General features: G+C 69.1%; 18 protein-coding genes. 12 read left to right on the forward strand and 6 right to left on the reverse strand.

Going from position 1 to position 18,575, the window contains the following annotated elements:
• Positions 1–19: 19 nt before the first annotated feature.
• Together ACM6LU_RS04470 and ACM6LU_RS04475 are read right to left on the reverse strand one after the other, a co-directional pair.
• Positions 20–781, reverse strand: coding sequence for a sulfite exporter TauE/SafE family protein (locus tag ACM6LU_RS04470; protein ID WP_414936260.1), 762 nt, complete (start codon positions 779–781; stop codon positions 20–22).
• Between the two features lie 69 nt (positions 782–850).
• Positions 851–1,495, reverse strand: a complete 645-nt coding sequence (locus tag ACM6LU_RS04475) for a GNAT family N-acetyltransferase (protein ID WP_414937083.1) — start codon at positions 1,493–1,495, stop codon at positions 851–853.
• Between the two features lie 74 nt (positions 1,496–1,569).
• Between ACM6LU_RS04475 and ACM6LU_RS04480 the strand changes: the two genes are divergently transcribed.
• Both ACM6LU_RS04480 and ACM6LU_RS04485 read left to right on the forward strand, forming a co-directional pair.
• Positions 1,570–2,262 (forward strand): FadR/GntR family transcriptional regulator, encoded by a 693-nt coding sequence (locus ACM6LU_RS04480; RefSeq protein WP_414936261.1) that lies wholly within the window; start codon positions 1,570–1,572, stop codon positions 2,260–2,262.
• Between the two features lie 77 nt (positions 2,263–2,339).
• Positions 2,340–3,155, forward strand: a complete 816-nt coding sequence (locus ACM6LU_RS04485; RefSeq protein WP_414936262.1) for a class I SAM-dependent methyltransferase — start codon at positions 2,340–2,342, stop codon at positions 3,153–3,155.
• 176 nt (positions 3,156–3,331) lie between these two features.
• Here ACM6LU_RS04485 and ACM6LU_RS04490 read toward each other — a convergent pair whose 3' ends face one another.
• Positions 3,332–3,832 (reverse strand): FBP domain-containing protein, encoded by a 501-nt coding sequence (locus tag ACM6LU_RS04490; RefSeq protein ID WP_414936263.1) that lies wholly within the window; start codon positions 3,830–3,832, stop codon positions 3,332–3,334.
• Between the two features lie 84 nt (positions 3,833–3,916).
• On the opposite strand from ACM6LU_RS04490, the gene ACM6LU_RS04495 reads away from it, so the two are divergent.
• On the forward strand, positions 3,917–5,401 hold the full coding sequence (locus ACM6LU_RS04495; protein ID WP_414937084.1) for an adenylate/guanylate cyclase domain-containing protein: 1,485 nt from the start codon (positions 3,917–3,919) through the stop codon (positions 5,399–5,401).
• Here ACM6LU_RS04495 and ACM6LU_RS04500 read toward each other — a convergent pair.
• A complete protein-coding gene (locus ACM6LU_RS04500) occupies positions 5,388–6,386 on the reverse strand; it encodes a beta-ketoacyl-ACP synthase III (protein ID WP_414936264.1) in 999 nt (332 codons plus the stop codon). The genes ACM6LU_RS04495 and ACM6LU_RS04500 overlap by 14 nt on opposite strands.
• Positions 6,387–6,511: 125 nt before the next feature.
• On the opposite strand from ACM6LU_RS04500, the gene ACM6LU_RS04505 reads away from it, so the two are divergent.
• From ACM6LU_RS04505 to ACM6LU_RS04515, 3 genes are all read left to right on the forward strand, one after another.
• A complete protein-coding gene (locus tag ACM6LU_RS04505; RefSeq protein WP_414936265.1) occupies positions 6,512–6,877 on the forward strand; it encodes a hypothetical protein in 366 nt (121 codons plus the stop codon).
• 67 nt (positions 6,878–6,944) lie between these two features.
• Positions 6,945–7,418 (forward strand): Lrp/AsnC family transcriptional regulator, encoded by a 474-nt coding sequence (locus ACM6LU_RS04510; RefSeq protein ID WP_414936266.1) that lies wholly within the window; start codon positions 6,945–6,947, stop codon positions 7,416–7,418.
• A gap of 306 nt (positions 7,419–7,724) precedes the next feature.
• Positions 7,725–8,129 (forward strand): SsgA family sporulation/cell division regulator, encoded by a 405-nt coding sequence (locus ACM6LU_RS04515; protein WP_414936267.1) that lies wholly within the window; start codon positions 7,725–7,727, stop codon positions 8,127–8,129.
• A 103-nt stretch (positions 8,130–8,232) separates the two neighbouring features.
• Here ACM6LU_RS04515 and ACM6LU_RS04520 read toward each other — a convergent pair whose 3' ends face one another.
• Positions 8,233–9,327: a S1 family peptidase gene (locus ACM6LU_RS04520; protein ID WP_414936268.1), complete on the reverse strand. Its 1,095-nt coding sequence runs from the start codon at positions 9,325–9,327 to the stop codon at positions 8,233–8,235.
• A 472-nt stretch (positions 9,328–9,799) separates the two neighbouring features.
• Between ACM6LU_RS04520 and ACM6LU_RS04525 the strand changes: the two genes are divergently transcribed.
• The 6 genes from ACM6LU_RS04525 (at position 9,800) to ACM6LU_RS04550 (ending at position 17,202) form a co-directional block, all read left to right on the forward strand.
• Positions 9,800–12,742, forward strand: a complete 2,943-nt coding sequence (locus ACM6LU_RS04525) for an ATP-binding protein (protein WP_414936269.1) — start codon at positions 9,800–9,802, stop codon at positions 12,740–12,742.
• Positions 12,743–12,953: 211 nt separating this feature from the next.
• On the forward strand, positions 12,954–13,805 hold the full coding sequence (locus ACM6LU_RS04530; RefSeq protein WP_414936270.1) for an ESX secretion-associated protein EspG: 852 nt from the start codon (positions 12,954–12,956) through the stop codon (positions 13,803–13,805).
• A 31-nt stretch (positions 13,806–13,836) separates the two neighbouring features.
• On the forward strand, positions 13,837–14,250 hold the full coding sequence (locus tag ACM6LU_RS04535; protein ID WP_414936271.1) for a hypothetical protein: 414 nt from the start codon (positions 13,837–13,839) through the stop codon (positions 14,248–14,250).
• Between the two features lie 11 nt (positions 14,251–14,261).
• Entirely contained in the window at positions 14,262–16,364 is a 2,103-nt protein-coding gene (locus ACM6LU_RS04540; protein ID WP_414936272.1) for a hypothetical protein, read from the forward strand.
• The gene (locus ACM6LU_RS04545) at positions 16,361–16,690 is read left to right on the forward strand and encodes a type VII secretion target (RefSeq protein ID WP_414936273.1); all 330 of its coding nucleotides are present in this window, start codon (positions 16,361–16,363) and stop codon (positions 16,688–16,690) included. The genes ACM6LU_RS04540 and ACM6LU_RS04545 overlap by 4 nt, the downstream gene beginning before the upstream one ends.
• On the forward strand, positions 16,687–17,202 hold the full coding sequence (locus ACM6LU_RS04550; RefSeq protein ID WP_414936274.1) for a YbaB/EbfC family nucleoid-associated protein: 516 nt from the start codon (positions 16,687–16,689) through the stop codon (positions 17,200–17,202). Before ACM6LU_RS04545 ends, ACM6LU_RS04550 begins: the two co-directional genes overlap by 4 nt.
• A gap of 95 nt (positions 17,203–17,297) precedes the next feature.
• Here ACM6LU_RS04550 and ACM6LU_RS04555 read toward each other — a convergent pair whose 3' ends face one another.
• The gene (locus ACM6LU_RS04555) at positions 17,298–18,434 is read right to left on the reverse strand and encodes a diguanylate cyclase (protein ID WP_414937085.1); all 1,137 of its coding nucleotides are present in this window, start codon (positions 18,432–18,434) and stop codon (positions 17,298–17,300) included.
• Positions 18,435–18,575: the final 141 nt, after the last annotated feature.

Raw genomic sequence — 18,575 nt, forward strand, 5'->3', positions numbered from 1 at the left:
TCGCGGAGTACGGGCTTTCCTATTTGAGGAGCAACTGCACCATCGCGGCGAGGCCGATCACGACGATCACGGCGCGCAACACCTTCGGCGAAAGCCTGCGGCCGATCTTCGCGCCGATCTGGCCGCCGATCGTCGACCCGACCGCGAGCAGCGCGACCACGGGCCAGCTGACCGGCGCGACGAAGGCGTAGATCGCGCCGGCGACGATGTTCACGACGGCCGACAGCGCGTTCTTGACGCCGTTGAGCCGCTGCAGCGACTCGGACATGAGCATGCCCATCACGGCGACCATCATCACGCCCTGCGCGGCCGTGAAGTATCCGCCGTAGATGCCGATCAGGAAGATCAGGAACAGCAGGAGCGGCCCGATCTTATGGACCTTCCCGTTCTCCTCGCGGCGCTTCGCGATCCAAGCGGCCACTCGCGGCTGGACGATCACCAGCACCACCGCGAGGCCGACCAGCGCGGGCACGACGGTCTCGAAGGCGTCCTTCGGCAACGACAGCAGCAGGATCGTCCCGCAGATCGCGCCGAGGAACGACGCCACGGCGAGCCTGACGACCTCGGGCCAGTAACCCTTGAGCTCATGGCGGTACCCGATCGCCCCGCTGACCGTGCCGGGAGCGAGGCCGATCGCGTTGGACGTCGTCGCCGTCAGCGGCGAGTAGCCGAGCGCGACCAGTACCGGGAAGGTCACCAGCGTGCCCGAGCCGACGACCGTGTTGATCGTGCCCGCCCAGAGCCCCGCGACGAAGATCAGGATCGCGTGCCACCACGTCATAAAGCGCTCACGTCGGCACCATAAGCACCGCTACCTCCTTTCGCGCTCTGGATGTGTCTAGTCGAACATTCAGCTGACCGTTATGTCTTTTTCAGGCTCCGGCAGGTGGGCCGGGGTGATCTCGGCGGCCACCGTCCAGCCGAGCGACAGGTACAGCGCCCGTCCCTCTTCCGTCGCGACCAGGACCGCCTTGTCCGCCCCGGCGGCGACCGCCACCTCGTCGAGCCTGCGCATGACGAACCGGCCGAGCCCGCGCCGCTGGTGCTCAGGCTCGGTCACGACCTGATCGACCACCGCCGTGCCACCGGCGATCGCGACCCGGCCGGTGGCCGCGCGCGAGCCGTCGGGTGCGCGCACCACGACGTCGGTGACGACACCGTCGCCGACCAGTTCCGCCCGGTACGGCTCAGGCGCGGCCATGACGGGCCGCATCGCGAGCGGAGTGCTCATCAGGTACTCCGGCGGGCCGACCGTCCAGTTCGATGGGACCGTCTCCGCCACCTCCTCACGCGAACCGCTCACCTTCAGCCACGTCCCTGGCTCGGTGAGCGCACGAGCCCGGCGCGCGACCGATCCGGCGTCCGCCAGCACATATCTCACGCGATGCCCCGGGCGCCCGACGTCGAGCCGGTAGCCGTCCGGTTCGGCCACCGGGACCCCGACGCCGCGGGAAAGCGCCCACCCGTGCACCCAGGCCTTGATCAGTCCTGCCACCCCAGTCATCACCCGATGATGACACCGGTCACCGACAATCCCGGACGGTTCGCCGGACCTGCGAGGATGGGGCGGTGGCCGACGACGAGCGCGAGCAGGTGTGGAGTGCGACCGTCGATCATCTGCGCGCGATGATCGACTCCGGCAAGCTCCCCGCCGGATCGAGGCTGCCCGCCGAACGGGCGCTCTGCGAACAGCTCGGGATCAGCCGCGGTTCACTGCGGCAGGCGTTGCGGGTACTGGACTCCATCGGCTACGTGCAGGTGCGGCCGGGTTCGGGCACGTATGTCCGCGAGAACATCGACGAAAAGCCGCTGCGCGGCTGGTTCTCCGAGCACGAGCAACTGGTCGAGAAGCTGTTCGACCTGCGGACCACCGTCGAGCCGACCCTGGCGGAGCGACTCGCGCTCGATCACACGCCACGGGTGCTCGCGCGGCTGGAGAGCACCGTCGACGAGATGGACCAGGCCGCGGCCGACGACGACATGCTGCGCGTGATCGCGGCCGACGCGGAATTCCACCGGGTGATCGCGGGCAACGCGGGCAACGACGACGTCACCGATCTGCTGCGTTCGGTGCTCTCGCTGGTCGGCGAAGAGCGGCGGGCGGCGTTGCGGCTGCCGGGGCAGATCCGGAAGGCCGTCGACGAACATCGCGCGATCCTCGAAGCGATCCGCCGTTCGGACGCCGTGGCCGCGCGGGAGATCACCCGGCGGCATCTGCTCGACGCCAAGACCTACGTCCACGACTACACGGCGCGGGATTGAGGTTTCCTCGATGGCGGGGCGACCTCGCCACGGGTACTCTTTTCAGAAGATTGTGAAACTTCTGACGGGGGTGTTGGGTGGAGAAGGTCCGATTCACCGAAGAGAAGGCGACCATGCTGGCCACGCTGTACGGCCGGGCGCTCGACGCCTGCGGTGACCGGCCGATCCTCGGCGACAAGGCCGCCGACGAAGCCGTCAAGCGGATCGACTACGACTTCGGCTCGCTCGGCGTCGACGGGCAGCTAGGGCTGACCATCGCGCTGCGGGCCAAGCCGATCGACGACTGGGCCGCGGCCTTCCTCCGGGAACATCCGGACGCGACCGTCGTGCAACTCGGCTGCGGAATGGACAGCCGCGTGTACCGCCTCGACCCGCCGCCTTCGGTGCGCTGGTTCGACGTCGACTACCCCGAGGTCGTCGACCTGCGCGGCCGGATCTACCCGGCGCGGGACGGGTACCGGACCATCGGCTCTTCGGTGACGGAATTCGGCTGGATCGACGAGATCCCGTCGGACAAGGCCGGTCTGGTGATCGCCGAGGGACTGACGATGTACCTGCGGCCGTCCGACGGCGAGGAATTGCTGCGCCGGCTGGTCGCGCGTTTCCCCCAGGGCGGCGAGATGGTCTTCGACATCTTCAGCAGGCTGGGGATCAAGCTGCAGAAGCTGAATCCCGTGGTGCGCAAGGCCGGGGCGACGTTGTACTGGGGCATCGACGAGATCTCCGAGCTCGAACGGCTCGGGCTGACGCTGGTCTCGAAAATCGACTCGACGGATTACGCGACGCCTGAGGTGAAGGACCGGCTCACGAGGTCGATGCGGGCGCAGTTGTGGTTCGCGGGGCTGTTCCCGGCGTTCAAGAAGATGGGGCGGATCCTGCGGTTCCGGTTCTGAGCCTCGTGATCACTGGACCAATCACTGGACCAGTTCCGGCGGGCCGAAAGTCCGTGAAGGTCTCCTCGCGACTGCCCAGTGGCCGTGTCGCGAAAGCCACTTTCGCGACGTCTGATGTCCCGAAAGTGGCTTTCGCGACACCCGAGGCGGCTGCCGCGATACTCACGAGGTGAGGGTCAGCGGGATTCCAGTACCCGCTCCACGAACCGGTGCAGCTTGTCCTCCAGCCGGAGCACGCGTTCCTCGAACGTCAACGTCTTCGACGGCTGCGGCACGTCCGGCTTCAGCTCGCCGCGGATGTACTGGCTGCACGCGAGGTTCGCGCACACGTAGAGGCCGAGCGTGTTCCCCTCCCGCCCGGATTTCCCCGCGCGGCGGCCGGAGAACAGCGCGATGTCGGACAGCGGATGTGTCGTCGTGCACAGGCCGCACATGTTGCTCAGCAGGACACGGCCCTTCGGCCGGGGCGCGGCGCGCAGGGACAGCCCGACGGTTTCCCCGCGGTAGGGCAGCACGAGATAAGCCCGGGCAGCGGCCTTCGGGTCGCGCCAACCGAGGAATTCCCTTTTGTCCCAAGGGATTTCATCCGGCCGGGCGGGCAGCGTGACACTCTTGGCCTCACCTCGCGTGCAATTCACGAAGGACGCCCTGATCTCGTCGGAGTCCAGCGGTTCCATACCGGCAACGTAGCCACCGCACGCGAGAACTGGCCAACCGTTTTCCCCCGGAGGTCATACGATCACCGGGTGCGTGGGAAGACGATGTCGAGCCGGTTCCGCCTGGTGCTCAGGACCAGTCTCGGTTTCGCCGCGCTCGGCATCGGCTCCAGTGTGTGCGGCGCCGGTGTCGTGGCGTTGCTGCTGCTCCTGCAGGGCCTGCCGAGCGAGGTCGGCGACCGCGGCTGGATCCTCGGAGTCACCGCGGCCGGGATCGTGGCGCTGTCACTGGTGGTCGGCACCCTGTGGACGGCGTGGCTGCAGCGGCGCACGGCGGTCTGGTTCGTCTTCGGCCGCCCGCCGACCGGCGCCGAAGCCGCGCGGGCGCTGCGGCTCCCGGTCGACATGGGGATCGTGAGCGGGACACTCTGGCTGATCGGCACGATCGTGCTCGGTTCACTCGCCAGGGTGCTCGGGTCGTGGATGGACGCCCTCGGGATGGCACTGGTCATCGGGCTCGGCGGGCTGACCACGGTCGGCCTCACCTACCTCGCCGCGGAGTGGGTCGCGCGGCCGGTGATGACGATCGCGCTCAAGGTGACCCCGCCGACAGGGACGCTCAGGGTCACCGTGCGGACCAGGGTGGTCGTCACCTGGTCGCTGGCGAGCGGGGTCCCGTTCCTCGGCGTGCTGCTGGTGGCCACGCCGCCGGACCTCGGCCAGGGCGACCACGTCGCGAGCCTGATCATGCTTTCGGTGATCGGGCTAGTTGTCGGCGCGATCGGGACCGGCCTGCTCGCGAAGGCCGTCGCGACCCCGTTGCACCGGCTCCGGGTCGCGCTCGACGAGATCGCGCGCGGCAACAAAGAGATCGTGGTCGACGTCGACGACTCCAGTGAGATCGGCCTGCTGCAGACCTCGGTCAACGATCTCGCCGCGGGACTGCGCGAGCAGGAACGGATGCGGGACCTGTTCGGCAGGCACGTCGGGGACGAGGTCGCCCGGCACGCGCTCGAGTACGGCGCCTCCCTTTCCGGTGACGTGCGCGAGGTGACGGCCCTGTTCGTCGACGTCGTCGATTCGACGGCCTTGGCGAACCGCACCCCGCCCGAAGACCTGGTGAAGATGCTCAACCGGTTCTTCACCAGCGTGGTGCACGCGGTCGGGGCACGCGGCGGGCTGGTCAACAAGTTCCAGGGTGACGCCGCGCTCTGCGTGTTCGGCGCGCCGACCCGGCTCGCGGACGCGCCGACGGCGGCGCTTTCGGCCGCGCGGGCGATCCGGGACGCCGTCCAGGAGACCGGCGAGCTGGACCTCGGTATCGGCGTGGCGAGCGGGCAGGTCTTCGCCGGTCAGCTCGGTACCAGCAGCCGGTTCGAGTACACCGTCATCGGCGACGCGGTGAACGAGGCCGCGCGCCTGACCGAGTACGCGAAGTCCGCGAACGGCCGGATCCTCGCGAGCGAGGCGGTGCTCAAGGCCGCGTTGGAGAGCGAGCGCTCGCATTGGGAGCCGTACGCGGAACTGGAGCTGCGCGGACGTCAGGAGCCGACGCACGCCTGGGAGGCGAGCGCGCTCAGCCCGGAATGACGTCCGGCCAGCGCAGCAGCGTCGAGCCCCAGGTGAGCCCGGCCCCGAACGCCCCCATCACGACGCGGTGCCCTGGCTGGAGAGTCCCGTCCTTGACGGAGTCGGCCAGCGCGATCGGGATCGACGCCGCGCTCGTGTTGCCCACCTTCTCGATGTTCGAGTACATCACGTCGTCCGCGAGCCCGAGCTGTTTCGCGCAGGTCTGCAGGATCCGGATGTTGGCCTGGTGCCCGATGAACCGGTCGATGTCGCCGACCATCCAGCCGGCTGATTCCAGTACTGTCCTGGCCGATTCGGCCATCCGCGCGCAGGCGTGACGGAAGACGGTCTGGCCCTGCATCACCAGGTAGTGGTCACGCGGGTCGTCCGAGCGGCGGTTCTTCGCGCCACCGGCCTCGACCCACAGCAGCTCCGCGAGTTCGCCCTCGCTGTGCAGGTCGAACGGGCCGAGCGCGCCGAGTTCGCCGGCCTCGCCCGCCCGCAAGAGGACGGCACCCGCGCCGTCGCCGAAGATCGGCACGGTGCCGCGGTCGTTCGGGTCGACGAGCGAGGTGAAGACGTCCGCCCCGATCACCAGCACGCGGCGCGCGATGCCGGCGGCGATCAGCCCGGCGCCGGTGGCGAGCCCGTAGATGAACCCGCTGCACACGGCGTTGACGTCGAACGCGGCGACGCCGTTCAGCCCCAGCTTGGTCGCGACCTGCGGTGCGCTGGCCGGGCACACCTGGTCGGCCGTCGACGTCGCGAGCACGACGGCGTCCGCGCCGCTCTCCCCCGCCGAGGCCAGCGCCCGGCGACCCGCCTCGACCGCGAGGTCCACAGTGGACGTCCCGGGGTCGACGATCCGGCGCTCGCCGATGCCGGTCCGCGAGCGGATCCACTCATCGGAGGTGTCCAGCCGCTGGGCGATCTCCTCGTTGCCCACCACGCGCGGAGGCAGCCACGAGCCGAGACCGGCGATAACGGCCGCCTGAGATGAGGGCACCAAGAAATCCTTTCGCGCGGAAAAAGAAGGGCCTGCCATTCACTTGTAAGCGCTACCATTCAGTAGACCCGTCAGTTGTGTTCCGGGTCACATTTCAAAGAATTCTCACTTTTCCTCGCAGTGCCGTGCCGGACAAGCCTCAACTGCAACTGACCTGGCAGGACCGGGTGACCGGGCACACGGGCGGCGGGCTCAGGATGCGAGCGGGCTGGACGCTCGACGAGGTCCGCGGGGCCCGCACGCGGGTCAGGTGCTCCAGGCGGTACCTCGAAGCCGTCCGGACGTACGTCGAAACGGCGCTCGCCGGACTCGGTGTCGAGTCGTCGTTCGTGGCGGTTCACCCGCTGCTCGACGACCCGGCGGAAGCGCGGCGCAGGGTCTCCGACGCGTTCGCGATCACTGTCGACGGCGTCCCGCTCGGCGTGCTCGTTCTGCCGGACGTCGTCGTGGACTCGGCGAGCGCATCGAACGCGTGTTCCCGAACAGCGTGATCCACACCGCGCGGCGGCACGGTTGGAGATCGGGCGTCCGGACGAGTCGCCCGGTTAGCCTGACCTGGTGCACACACCCGACCTCGACCGCATGGACGTCGCCATCCTCTCCTGCCTGCAGTCCGACGCGCGCACGATCGCCGAGTCCATCGGCGCGAAGGTGGGCCTGTCCGCGGCCGCCGTTCAGCGGCGAATCAAGCGGCTGCGCGAGACCGGGGTGATCGAACGCGAGGTGGCGGTGCTGTCACCGCGGGCGCTCGGGCTGTCGATGACGTTCGTGGTGATGGTCGAGATGGAACGGGAAAGCCTCGCGATCCTCGACGGGTTCCGGCGGCAGGTGCTCGGGGACGACAACGTCCAGCAGTGTTACTACGTCACCGGCAACGCGGACTTCGTGCTCGTGGTGACCTGCCGGGACATGGCGGACTTCGAGGCGTTCACGCGGCGGATGTTCTTCGACAACCCGAACGTGCGGCACTTCACGACGTCGGTGGCGATGGACCGGGTCAAGACGGGGCTGACGCTGCCGCTGGAGCCCTGACGGTCCAAAGAGGCTGAAGGGGACCTTCCCCGCGTCTGACGCGACGAAGGGAGCTTTCACCTCATGTCATGCGGGGAAAGTCCCCTTCAGCTCTTCCTGAACCGTCCACAGTGGATGCCGACGGCGTCGTCACCACGGGTGCCCGACCGAACGCAAGGGGTCTGTGCCCGGCGTTACACCACTATGGACATGTGCAGCCGATAGCGTGAACGTCGCCGCAGTCGCGTCATCCCGCGTCAGCCAGGCCATCTCCTTCCCGAGACGAAAAGTTCGCGCCGCGCGAACCACGAGCACTTAGGAGTGGCCGTGCACACCGACGCTATTCACCAGAGCCAGTTCGTTCTGCTGAACAACAGCAGCACGCCCGTTCTCTCCCGCCTGTCCTTCCACGTCGCCGAGCCGTACGCGGTCACCGTGTCGTTCCGGACCGAGCGCGGCCGGTGGGTCGAGTGGACCTTCGCGCGTGAGCTCCTCGCCGCCGGTCTCACCGACCCCGCCGGGCTCGGCGACGTCCGCGTCCGCCCCGACCTCTCCGAGGACGAGGCGATGCTGACGCTGGAAATCGAGTCACCCGACGGTTATGCGTCGTTCGAGCTCGAACGTGAGGACGTCGAGTCCTTCCTCGGATCGACCTTCGAGCTGGTCCAGCTCGGCTCCGAGAGCGAGTACTTCGACGTCGAGGCACTGATCGAAGAAATCAGTAACGTCTAGAGCAGCCCACGGGGTACGAAAGACGCAGGGCGGCCCGAGTGCGCTGGAGGCACTCGGACCGCCCTTCGTCCTTTCAGCGGTTCTCGGCGACCAGGGGGTGGGGTCAGCCGAGGACCAGGGTGGTCCCGGTCGCGGACAACGCCGGCCGGACCGGGAAGAAGTACGTCACCGAGCTGTTACCGCCGGACAGCATGCCCTGGGCCTGGTTGCCCGCGATGAACGAGCCGCCGGAGTCGCCGGCCTGGGAGCGCACGTTGGTGGCGGTCATGCCGTAGACCGTGCCTTCGGCGTAGCGGACGGTCTGGTTCTTGGCGCCGACGGTGCCGCAGGTCCAGCCGGTGGTCGAACCCGACTTGCAGACCGAGGCGCCGGTGGCCGCCGCGTTCGAGCCGCTCACGCGGGTGCCGTTGTTGATGACGCCGCGCGGCACCCAGTTGCTGTTGACCCGGACGTGGCCGTAGTCGTTGGTCGGGAAGCTGACTCGGGCGAACGAGCCCATCGCGACCCGGTTGGACCCGGTCACCGTTCCCGGGCCGCAGTGCCCGGCGGTGAGGAAGCCGCCGTTGACCGAGAATCCGATCGAGCAGCGCGAAGAGTTGTTGATGTAGTAGGCGTCGCCGCCGCGGACGTCGTACTTCAGCGTCGGCGCCGAAGTGGTCTCGACCACCGAGACGGCGGTCTTGTCCACACCGGACTTCTCCAGGTACGAGTCGACGACGCCGCTCTTGCCCGGCAGGACGTTCAAGGCCACACGGTTGGCCTTGGTGTCGACGCCCCAGCCGGTGATCGCGCCGTCCGCCGCGCGCTCACCCGCGTTCAGCTTGTCCACAGTGGAATCGAGCTGGGCGGCCGAGAAGCGCACGAGTTCCGCTTCCGCGCCACTGGCGAGGACCTGGCTCAGTTTCGCCGCGTCCGTGACGCCGACGCGGAGCTTGCCGGTGGCCTCGTTGTAACTCGCGCCGCCGAAGCTGCCGGCGAGCGCCGAGGCGAGTGACTGTTCGAGAGTGCCGGCGGCGGTCTCGCTCTGGATCCTGGCGAGTGCCTGCCCGGCGGTCAGGCCGAGGTCCCGTTGCAGGGCGGGAACCATCTCTTGGTTGAGCAGGGTGTCCGAGGACGCCGCCGCGGGGGTACCCGTGACGAGCGCGCCGGTGGCCAGTGCTGCCGTGGCGGCCACACCGAGGAGCTTCGTGATCTTCATGCTTCTCCCTCGTCATCACGCACGGCTCCGGTTCGCCATGCGATTGCCCTCCCCCGATGGGTGAGAGTTCTGGAACCGGACGAGGCCCGCAATCCGGGTCGGCACTGGATAGGTATACCCATTCTTCGGAGCCGAAATCCCCTGCTCCAGGGGTGGCCACTGGAGCAGGCACCCGTACGGACACGTCCGTAAGTAGGGATTCGGAGTGAATACCTTGCGTAGTCGTGAAGACCCCCTGAACGTAGGATGAATCGCCGGATCGGGCTCCTCGCCGATGTTTCGAGCGTCTGGTGATTTTCTAACCGACGATCCGTCAGCCAACCGGTGACGGTGCGTTCGCGGACGGCCTGACGGGGTGCCCGTGCTGTCCGGGTTGGGTGGTTTACGACCAGGTAGGCAGTGCTTAGGCTCCGCAGGACAACGCACAAGATCGTGTCGGGCTCAGCGGGAACTCTCAACCGAGGAGCGCATGATGTGGCTTGCCACCCCTCGCCCGACCTCGGTTTCGGTCCGCGCCGGATCGACGGCACTCGTGGGCCGCGACGTCGAGGTCTCTGCGATCGTGAAGATCCTGCTGCGCCGTCCCGCCGCCGTGCTGATCGAAGGCGAACAAGGGATGGGCCGCAGCAGGCTGCTCGAAGAGCTGGCCGGACGCCGTGAGTTCGCGGCAGGCCGGGTACTGACGGGTGCCTGCCAGCCGATGCGCGAACCGTTCCCGTTCGGACCGGTGCTCGAAGCGCTGCGTTCGGCGGGCGACCGGCCGCTCGGGCCGCTCAGCCCGGTCGCCGGTGTACTGAGACCCTTACTGCCCGAACTCGCGGAAAGCCTTCCGCCCCAACCGGAACCGCTCACCGACCCGTGCGCCGAACGGCACCGCCAGTTCCGCGCGGTCCGCGAACTGCTGATCGCCTGCGGGCCCGCGCTCATCTTGATCGACGACCTCCAGTGGGCCGACGAGGGCACCCGTGACCTGATGCGGTTCCTCGCCGCGGGCATGCCCGCCGAACTCGCCGTCGTCGCGGCGTACCGGACCGGGTCCCCGTCGAGGCACGGAGGCTCGGGCATCCCGTTCCGCACCCCGCCGAACGTCCAGACCGCCCGCGTGACGCTGGGCCCCCTCGACGTCGAAGCCGTCGGGAAGCTGGCGGAAGAACTGCTGGACCTGCCAAGGGTTTCCACGCCGTTCACCGCGAAACTCCGGGAAAGCACCGCCGGGATCCCGTTCGTGGTCGAGGAGACCTTGCGCGCGCTGCGTGACGCCGCCGGGCGGCTGCCGATCGGCGAAGTGCTCTCGGACCGGCTGCTGGAAAGCCTCGAAGTCCCGATCTCCCTGCGCGAAGCCATCACCGAGCGGCTCGAAGCGCTGCCCGAACCCGCGATCCGGCTGGCCCGCGCGGCGGCGGTGCTCGCCGTCCCGTCCGAACCCTCGGTGATCGGCGAACTCGCCTGCCTTACCGGCGACGCGCTCCGCTCCGCCCTTCTGTCCACTTTGGATGGCGGCGTACTCGGCGAGCTCGGCGGCGATCACTACGGCTTCCGGCATCCCCTGGCGCGCAAGGCCGTTTACGACACCATCAGCGGACCGGAACGGACCCTGCTGCATTCGCGCGCCATCCAGGTGCTCGCCGATCAGCCGGTGCCCCCGCTGACCCTGCTGGCGAACCACTCCCGTGCGGCGGGGCGGACCGAACAGTGGCGCCACTACGCCGAAGCCGCCTCCGACGAAGCCATCGCCCACGGTGACACGTCCCGCGCGATCGATCTGCTCCAGTCCGTCCTGGCCGAGACCGGGCTCGGCGAGGACGACATCGCCCGGCTGGCCACAAAACTCAGCCAGGTCGCCCTTCGCGGGTTCCGCCCGGACGTCATCGAGACACTGGAGCGGATCCTCGAAGAGCTCACCGACCTGCGGCCGAGTGTGCGCGGGACGATCCGGCTCAGCCTCGGGATGCTGCTGGTCCGCACGATCGGGCGGCTCGGCCGTGGCCGGGTCGAGGTGGAGAAGGCGATCACCGAACTGGTCGACGAGCCGGAACTGGCCGCCCGCGGGATCAACCTGCTCGCCCAGCCGATCGACGGGCTGACCCCGCTGTCCTGGCACGAGGTCTGGATGGAGCGCGCCCGCGAGGTCTTCGACCTGATCGAAGACCCGGAACTGCGGCTCGCGCTCCTCGGCGACCGGATCTCCACCCAGGCGCATATCGGCGACGGCTCGGCATGGACCGAGTTCACCGAACTGCCGGACCAGGGCAGCGGCGTCGCCGAACGCGTCCAGCTCGCCAGGCTGTGGTGCAACCTCGCCGACGCGCAGTCCTGGGCCGGGCATCTGACCAGGGCGGAAAAGCTGGTCACGGAGGGGATCCGCCGCGCGACCGACGCCGGCGCGCTCTACGCCGCCGGCCTCGCGCAGGGCACCAGGGTCCGGCTCGACTGGGTGCGCGGCAACTGGGCCGGGCTCGCGGAGGCCACCGAACAGCTCCGCGACGGCTACCCCGACCTCGGCCCGATCGTCATGGAGTCCTCGCTCGTCCTCGGCGGGCTGGCCGCCGTCCGCGGCGAGTTCGCCGCCGCGCAACGACATCTGACCGCGGCGAGCGTGCACGCCCCGGAGCACGGGCCCATCCCGGTCGTCCTTTCGGCGGCGGGGGTCCTGATCAGGGTGCTCCTCGCGACGGACGACGTCGACGGGGCGTGCGCGGCGGCCGACAACGCCGTCTCGGCGGCCCGGCGCAAGGGCGTCTGGGTGTGGGCGGCGGGGCTGGTCCCCGCCGCGGCCGAGGCCTACACGCGGGCCGGGCGCTGGTCGGAGGCGGACGCCGTGGTCGAGGAATTCGCCCGCGGCGTCGACGGCAAGGACTCGCCGGTCTCCCAGGCCGCACTGCTCGCCGGCCGGGCGATCCTGCTCGACGCGCGCGGCAAACACCCCGCCGCGGCAACGGTTTTCGACGAGGCGGCGGCGGGCTACGAGGCGCTGCCGATGCCGTACCAGGCCATCGGCGCCCGGGAGCGGGCCGCACTGTGCCGTCTCAACACAGGCCGTCTCAACACAGGCCGTCTCACCGCGGGCAGCCGCCCGGCGATCGAGGAGCTCGCGGCGGCCGCGGAGTCCTACGAGCGGCTCGGCGCCACCCGGGACGCCGGCCGGTGCCGCCACCAGCTGCGGGAACACGGCGCGTGGGCCCCCTCGCAGCGCGGCCGTCGCGGCTACGGCCAGGAGCTTTCGCCCCGCGAGCTCGAGGTCGCGAGGATGCTTTCCGACGGCCGCACGAACCGGGAGATAGCGGACGGACTGTTCCTTTCTCCGCGCACCGTGGAACAACACGTCGCGAAAGTCCTTCGGAAACTCGGGGCCCGATCGCGGACGGACGTGGCCCGCCGGATGTCGACCTACGCCCCCGCCGCGATCGACCGGTAGCAGCACTCGAGCGGTCGTTATTCCTTTAGGGGCAGGAAAAGTGCCCGATCGGGCACTGTGATCCATTCCATCGGGTTCGGCGGTGTTCGTATGGTTCCGTACAGTCATGCGCTGTGCTAGTTTGTTTTCGCCATTAACAAAGTCGGCTCTCTTTGTGCAGGTCAGCCGATCGGGACGGGGTCCGACCCCCGTGAGGGAGTAGCGCAGAAGCATGGCTGAACGAGCCGATTTCGCGCTGGGGACGGTAGAAGCGACTGTGGTCGGGCAGGCGCTGGGCGTTGATGTCCGATTGTTTCCCTTGCGCGTCCGCAACACTTCGATCGACCCGGAGCGGTACACCGCCGTCATCCGGAAGGTCTACACCGATCTCGAGCAGCGCCGCCTGTCGGTCGACGGGGAGCTGACCCCCGCCATCCGCACCGCGTTCGCGCTGCTCGCGAACCACCGGATCACCGTTTCGGTCAACGGCATCGATGGTCTCGGCCAGGACATCGCCGTCCTCACCCTCACCGACGGCAGGCAGGCGCTCGGCATCACGCAGGCCCACGGGGACGACCTCCTGCAGTTCGCGCTCTTCGCGGACGAAGAACTGGTCGAGGTCCTCTCCGGTGTCCTGCCGCGGATGCGGCCCGCGTCGACCGGACGCCGCAAGATCGTGCAGAAGGAGGAACGCGCCGTCTCCGCGATGGCCGCGCGCCGCCAGGCCGAGGCGGAGTTCGACGAGGAGGAGACCGACGCGTTCGGCAACCTCCAGTTCACCGGCGTCGTCCGTGCCCGGACCGAGACTCCGGCCCCGCGCAACGACGAGAGCGACCTCGAGGTACTGGAGAAGGTGCTGTCCGGGACCCGGCTCGGCGGCGGGCACATCATCGTGAGCGGCATCGGCCGCCGCGGCGAGCGGCTCCGGTCGACGCCGCTGAGCTGGCTCGACACCGAAGACGGCCGGTACCTGGTCTGGACCGAGACCGACGAAGCCTCGGGCGCCGTGATCGGTCACTACGACCCGGCCAGTCAGTCGGGTGTGGCGAACGCGATCAAGAACGCCATCGCGGACATCTACTGACCTTCCTTACCCCCGGCGAGAGGAGCCTCCGTTGACCGAGGAAGCACAAGAACTGAAGTCGGCGAAGTGGGCCCCCGCACACATCGGGCTCGCGGGCGCGCAGCTGAAGCGCATGGCGCTGCAGGGCGGTTTCGCCGTCGACGAGAGCACCGGCGCTGAGATGATCCGTTCCCTCCAGGGTGTGATCGACAGCCTCGAGGAGCGCTGGAGCGCGCTGACCAAGCTGCAGGAGTCACCGCAGATGAGCGACACCGCCACCGCGCGCTGGGTCTCCCAGCACATGCAGGGCACCGCGACCGACGGGCAGGGCCTGCTCACGCAGCTCGAAGCGGCTCGCGCCGAGTTCCCGACCTACGTCGAAGCGATCGAACTCGCCAAGAAGAACTACCGTGAACGCGACGACGAAAACCAGCGCGACCTGACGCGGATCGACACCGAGATCTAGAGGAGAGACCCGTGACCGAATCCGCGGAGAAGACCACGCAGGTCTCCGACCCCCACTCCGAGTCGTACGACCCGGACAGTCCGTTCTACGACGTCACGGCCGATTCGTCGAGCAACTACTACGTCGGTCCGCTGGCGGACAAGGCCGCCTCCGGTGACGAGATCCGGGCCGGGGCCACGGTCGGGACCGACGTCCTGTTCAACCTCTTCGGCTGGGGTGACACCGCGCTCAACGGCTTCAAGGACCAGTTCACCCAGAAAATGTATGAGGGGCAGCTGGAGAAGGCACGCGAAGGTCTCGAGAAGAACCTGGAGATCCGCAAGCCCGGTCAGCCGCCGTCGACGGTGTGGAGCAACGCCACCCACGAGCAGATGCAGACCGCGATCGCGGGCAACGCGGATCCGGCCGCGGTCGGCGAGACCTCCGAGGAATGGGTCCGGGTCGGCAACGACCTGTCCGCGCACCAGCGCAACCTGGCGAAGGCGATCAACGCGAGCACGGCCAACTGGGAGGGTGAAGGCGGCGACGCGGCCCGCGAGCACCTCGCCGGTGTCGGCAAGTGGCTCGGCTCGACCGCGAACGGCGCGACGCTGACCGGCCGGCAGCAGCAGATCCACTCGCAGACCCTCAACGAGACGCAGAAGCTGATGAAGGCCAACCCGCCGGTGGCGTTCAGCGTGCAGGAGGCCAACGCCAACCTGCAGACGATCAAAGACCCGCAGCAGTACATGTCGCAGCTCGGGAAGGACCTCGAGACCTTCAAGAAGCAGCAGGACGCGCGCGACCAGGCCGCGAAGGTGATGACCGACTTCGACAGCACGGTCGGCTCGGCGATCGCCACCCCGGCGTTTCCGCCCCCGCCGAAGCTACCGACGGCGCAGGCGACCCCGATGCTGCGGGGCACCTCGCAGTCCGGCGGCGGTGGCGCGGGATCGCCCTCCCGCCTGCTTCGCGACCCCAACTCGCCTGAGAACCCGGATGGCACGCAGCGGCCCAGCCCCTTCAACGTGGGCTCGGACGGCACGCGCCCGGACGGCATCGCCGCTTCGGTGGACGGGACGCCGCAGGGCGGGCCCGGTGGCGTGTCGCCGTTCAACTCGCCGAACGGGCCCGCCGGTGGCGGTCCGGGCGGCGGTGTTCCCGGTGGCGGTGTTTTTGGTGGCGGTGTTCCCGGTGGCGGTCCGGGTGGCAGCCAGCCGGGCGGCTTCCCCGGCGGCGGCATTCCCGGCGGCGGTTTCCCCAGTGGTGGCCCCGGTGGTGGCGGGCCCGGTTCGAACCAGTACCGGCCCGACATCAACGTCCCGAACTTCCCGGCAGGCGGTGGTCCCGGCCCCGCGACGTCGTCGTCGCCCTATTCCCCGAACATGCCGAAGATCGACGACGGTACGCACACCACGGGCTACACACCGCCGTCCATCACTCCGCCGTCGTACAACCCGCCGAACATCCCCATTCCCGAGGTCGGCGGTCCGCGGCCCGGTGGCGGTCTCCCGTACACCCCGCCCAACATCCCGATGCCCAACATCCCGGGGCCGAACATCCCGGGGCCCAACGGCGGGCCGGGGCCGGTCATGCCGAAGATCCCGCCGATGCCGCGCCCGGGTGGCATCGGCGAGCGGCTCGGCGGGCCCACGTTCCCGGACACCGGCTCGTCGTACAAGCCCACGCCCTACACGCCGCCCAAGATCGGCATGCCGAACATCCCCGGTGGCGGTAGCGGCATCGGTGGTACCGGCGGCAGCGGGCTCGGCGGCATCGGCGGCGGCGGGACCGGCGCCGGTGGTTCGAGTGCCGGCGGTTCGGGTGCCGGCGGTCTCGGCGGCGCCGGAAGGTCGACGGGCGCGCTCGGCATGGGCGGCGCCGCGGGCGCGATGGACGCCGAGGCGGCCGCGGCCCGTGGGGCCGGTTCCGGTTCCGGCAAGGCGGGCACCCCCGGTGGTATGGGCCCGATGGGTGGCGGCATGGCGCCCGGCGGGGCCAAGGGGCAGGGCCAGGAGGACAAGGAGCACAAGGTCGCGGACTACCTCGAATCCGACGACCCGTCCTTCTTCGCCGCCGACGAGATCGTGGCACCGCCGGTGATCGGTGACTGGAAGAACAAGGATTGGAAGTGACGGCTTCGTTCGAAGTCGAGCCGGACGACCTGACCGCGCACGCGAGCCATCTCGAAGGGCTCGTGGACCGGTTGGACACCGCGCACGGCGCGACCGGTTCGGCGATGTCGGCGGACGCATACGGCCTGCTGTGCGCGTTCCTGCCGCCGATCGTCAACCCGACCGGCGAACGCGCGGCGGAGGCCATCAAGTCGGCCGCGGAAGGGATTCGGGCGACGGCGGACAACGTCCGCACCGCCGCGAAGTCCTATGTGGAAGGCGACGAGACCAACGCGGAACCGTTCAACGCCGAATTCAAGGCCTTGGACATCGGAGGAAAGAAGTGACCGGCGCGAACGGGCTCGGGGAGCTCACCACGGACCCCGACGAGGCACAGCGCAAGATGGACCAGTGGGCCCAAGGGCTCGAGGACAAGGCCCAGCGCTACGCGGCCGCCCAGGAGCGGACCGAGCAGTTGCGGCTGACCGCGTCCAGCTCCGACGGCGCCGTCAAGGTGACCGTCGGGGCGGACGGTGGCGTGACGGGCCTCGAATTCGGGACCAAGGCGAGGACGTACCCGCTGGAGGAGCTGTCGCGGCAGATCCTCACGACCATGCACCGGGCGCAGGCCGGGATCTCGGACCAGGTCGCCGAGGTCATGCAGGAAACGCTCGGCGACGAGGACCAGGAGACCCGGTCACTGATGATCGGCACCCTGCGCAGCCGCTTCCCCGAGATCGAAGAGGAAGAGCCTCCGCCGGACGACGCTCCCCCGGCGCCGCCGTCCGCCGAGACCCCGCAGGCGCCTCGCGAGAAGCGCCACGAAGCACCGGACGACGAGGGCAACTCACCCTGGTGAGTCCGCCACCCCTCGCGTTTCGTCCTCTAGTTGCTGTCGTTGGTAGTGCGAACTACCGCAACTAGAGGACGAAACGCGGGCGGGTCGCGGGCGGGTCAGGCGGCGGCGAGGGAGACGACGCGGTTCCGGCCGCTGTTCTTCGCCTGGTAGAGCGCCGAATCCGCGACGTGCAGCAGCCGCTCCAGGACCGTCCCGCCGGACGGATAGACCGCGACGCCGATCGACACCGAAAGCCCTCGCACCGTCCGTGGCCCCGACGCCGTCGCCACTTCGACCTCGATCGCCATCACCGCCTGCCGGACCCGCTCGGCCACCGGCAACACCTCGTTCTCCGTCGCGCCGGGCAGCAGCACGACGAACTCTTCGCCGCCGAAGCGCCCGACGGAGTCGTAGTCGCGCACGTGCTCGGAGATCGTCGTCGCGACGACCTTGAGCACGGTGTCACCCGCGAGATGGCCGTAAACGTCGTTGACCTGCTTGAAGTGGTCGAGGTCGAGCATCAGCACACCGAGTTTGCTCTTCGCCCTGGCCGCCGACGAAAGCTCCCGTTCGCTCAGCACATGCCACGCGTGCGCGTTCAGCACCCCGGTCTTGCCGTCGATGTTCGCCGCGATCTCCAGTTGCCGCACCAGCACGCTGCGATGCAGCACCAGCACGGGCAGCAGGACGAACGGGACGAGCGCGGGCGCGTGCACGATGCCCAGCGCGGTCGAGGCCCCGAGCACCAGGGTGGTGACTTCCAGCAGGTTGTCGTCGCCGGTGCCGAACAACGAACGCAGGGACCGGCCCCCGGTGTGCAGGTAGACCGAGAGCGCCACGATGAACGCGTTGGCCGCGGTGAACACGGCCGCCGCCTCGACGATCCGCAGCGACCCGGTGAACCCGGCAGGCAGGCCGTTCCAGCCGGAGACGATGGCTCCCGACGCCAGGCAGGAGAGCACGATCGCCGCCGCGCAGTAGACGACGCGGTAGGCGGGACGGTGGCTCATTCCCCGCCACACCCGGAGCCAAAGATGCAGGTAGATGAGCAGTCCGAGGGCGAGCGCGAGTCCCGATGGCAGAACGAGTACCCCCGCGAACGTCCACACCGAAGTCATGTTGATATGCGGCCGGTCACAAAGGGTGCGCCGCAAGCGTTCCACCGAACGCGAAAGCTCAGCCTGCAGGAAGGCGAGGCCGAGCAGTGAGCCAAATCGGACGAATTCCGTAGTCTCGTAGTTCGATCGGAGCAAGGCGATCACGGCGACTGCCGCCGCAAGCCCTTCCACGACAAGAAAAACCGCAGGTACGCCGCGTGGTCCGGACCATAACTCCCAGCGCCCGACCCTGGCTCTCAGACGTGTACCGGCCCCTTCTCCGGCGAGTTCCGTATC

Origin of the sequence: Amycolatopsis sp. cmx-11-51 (assembly GCF_047608665.1) — a bacterium.
Classification (GTDB): Bacteria; Actinomycetota; Actinomycetes; order Mycobacteriales; family Pseudonocardiaceae; genus Amycolatopsis.

What these genes read in the sequence shown, in the direction of transcription:
- ACM6LU_RS04495 (WP_414937084.1), top strand. Translation starts at nt 3,917, where the DNA reads ATGTCGAGCCGGTTCCGCCTGGTGCTCAGGACCAGTCTCGGTTTCGCC.
- ACM6LU_RS04530 (WP_414936270.1), top strand. Translation starts at nt 12,954, where the DNA reads ATGGCTGAACGAGCCGATTTCGCGCTGGGGACGGTAGAAGCGACTGTG.
- ACM6LU_RS04520 (WP_414936268.1), bottom strand. Translation starts at nt 9,327, where the DNA reads ATGAAGATCACGAAGCTCCTCGGTGTGGCCGCCACGGCAGCACTGGCC.
- ACM6LU_RS04525 (WP_414936269.1), top strand. Translation starts at nt 9,800, where the DNA reads ATGTGGCTTGCCACCCCTCGCCCGACCTCGGTTTCGGTCCGCGCCGGA.
- ACM6LU_RS04490 (WP_414936263.1), bottom strand. Translation starts at nt 3,832, where the DNA reads ATGGAACCGCTGGACTCCGACGAGATCAGGGCGTCCTTCGTGAATTGC.
- ACM6LU_RS04470 (WP_414936260.1), bottom strand. Translation starts at nt 781, where the DNA reads ATGACGTGGTGGCACGCGATCCTGATCTTCGTCGCGGGGCTCTGGGCG.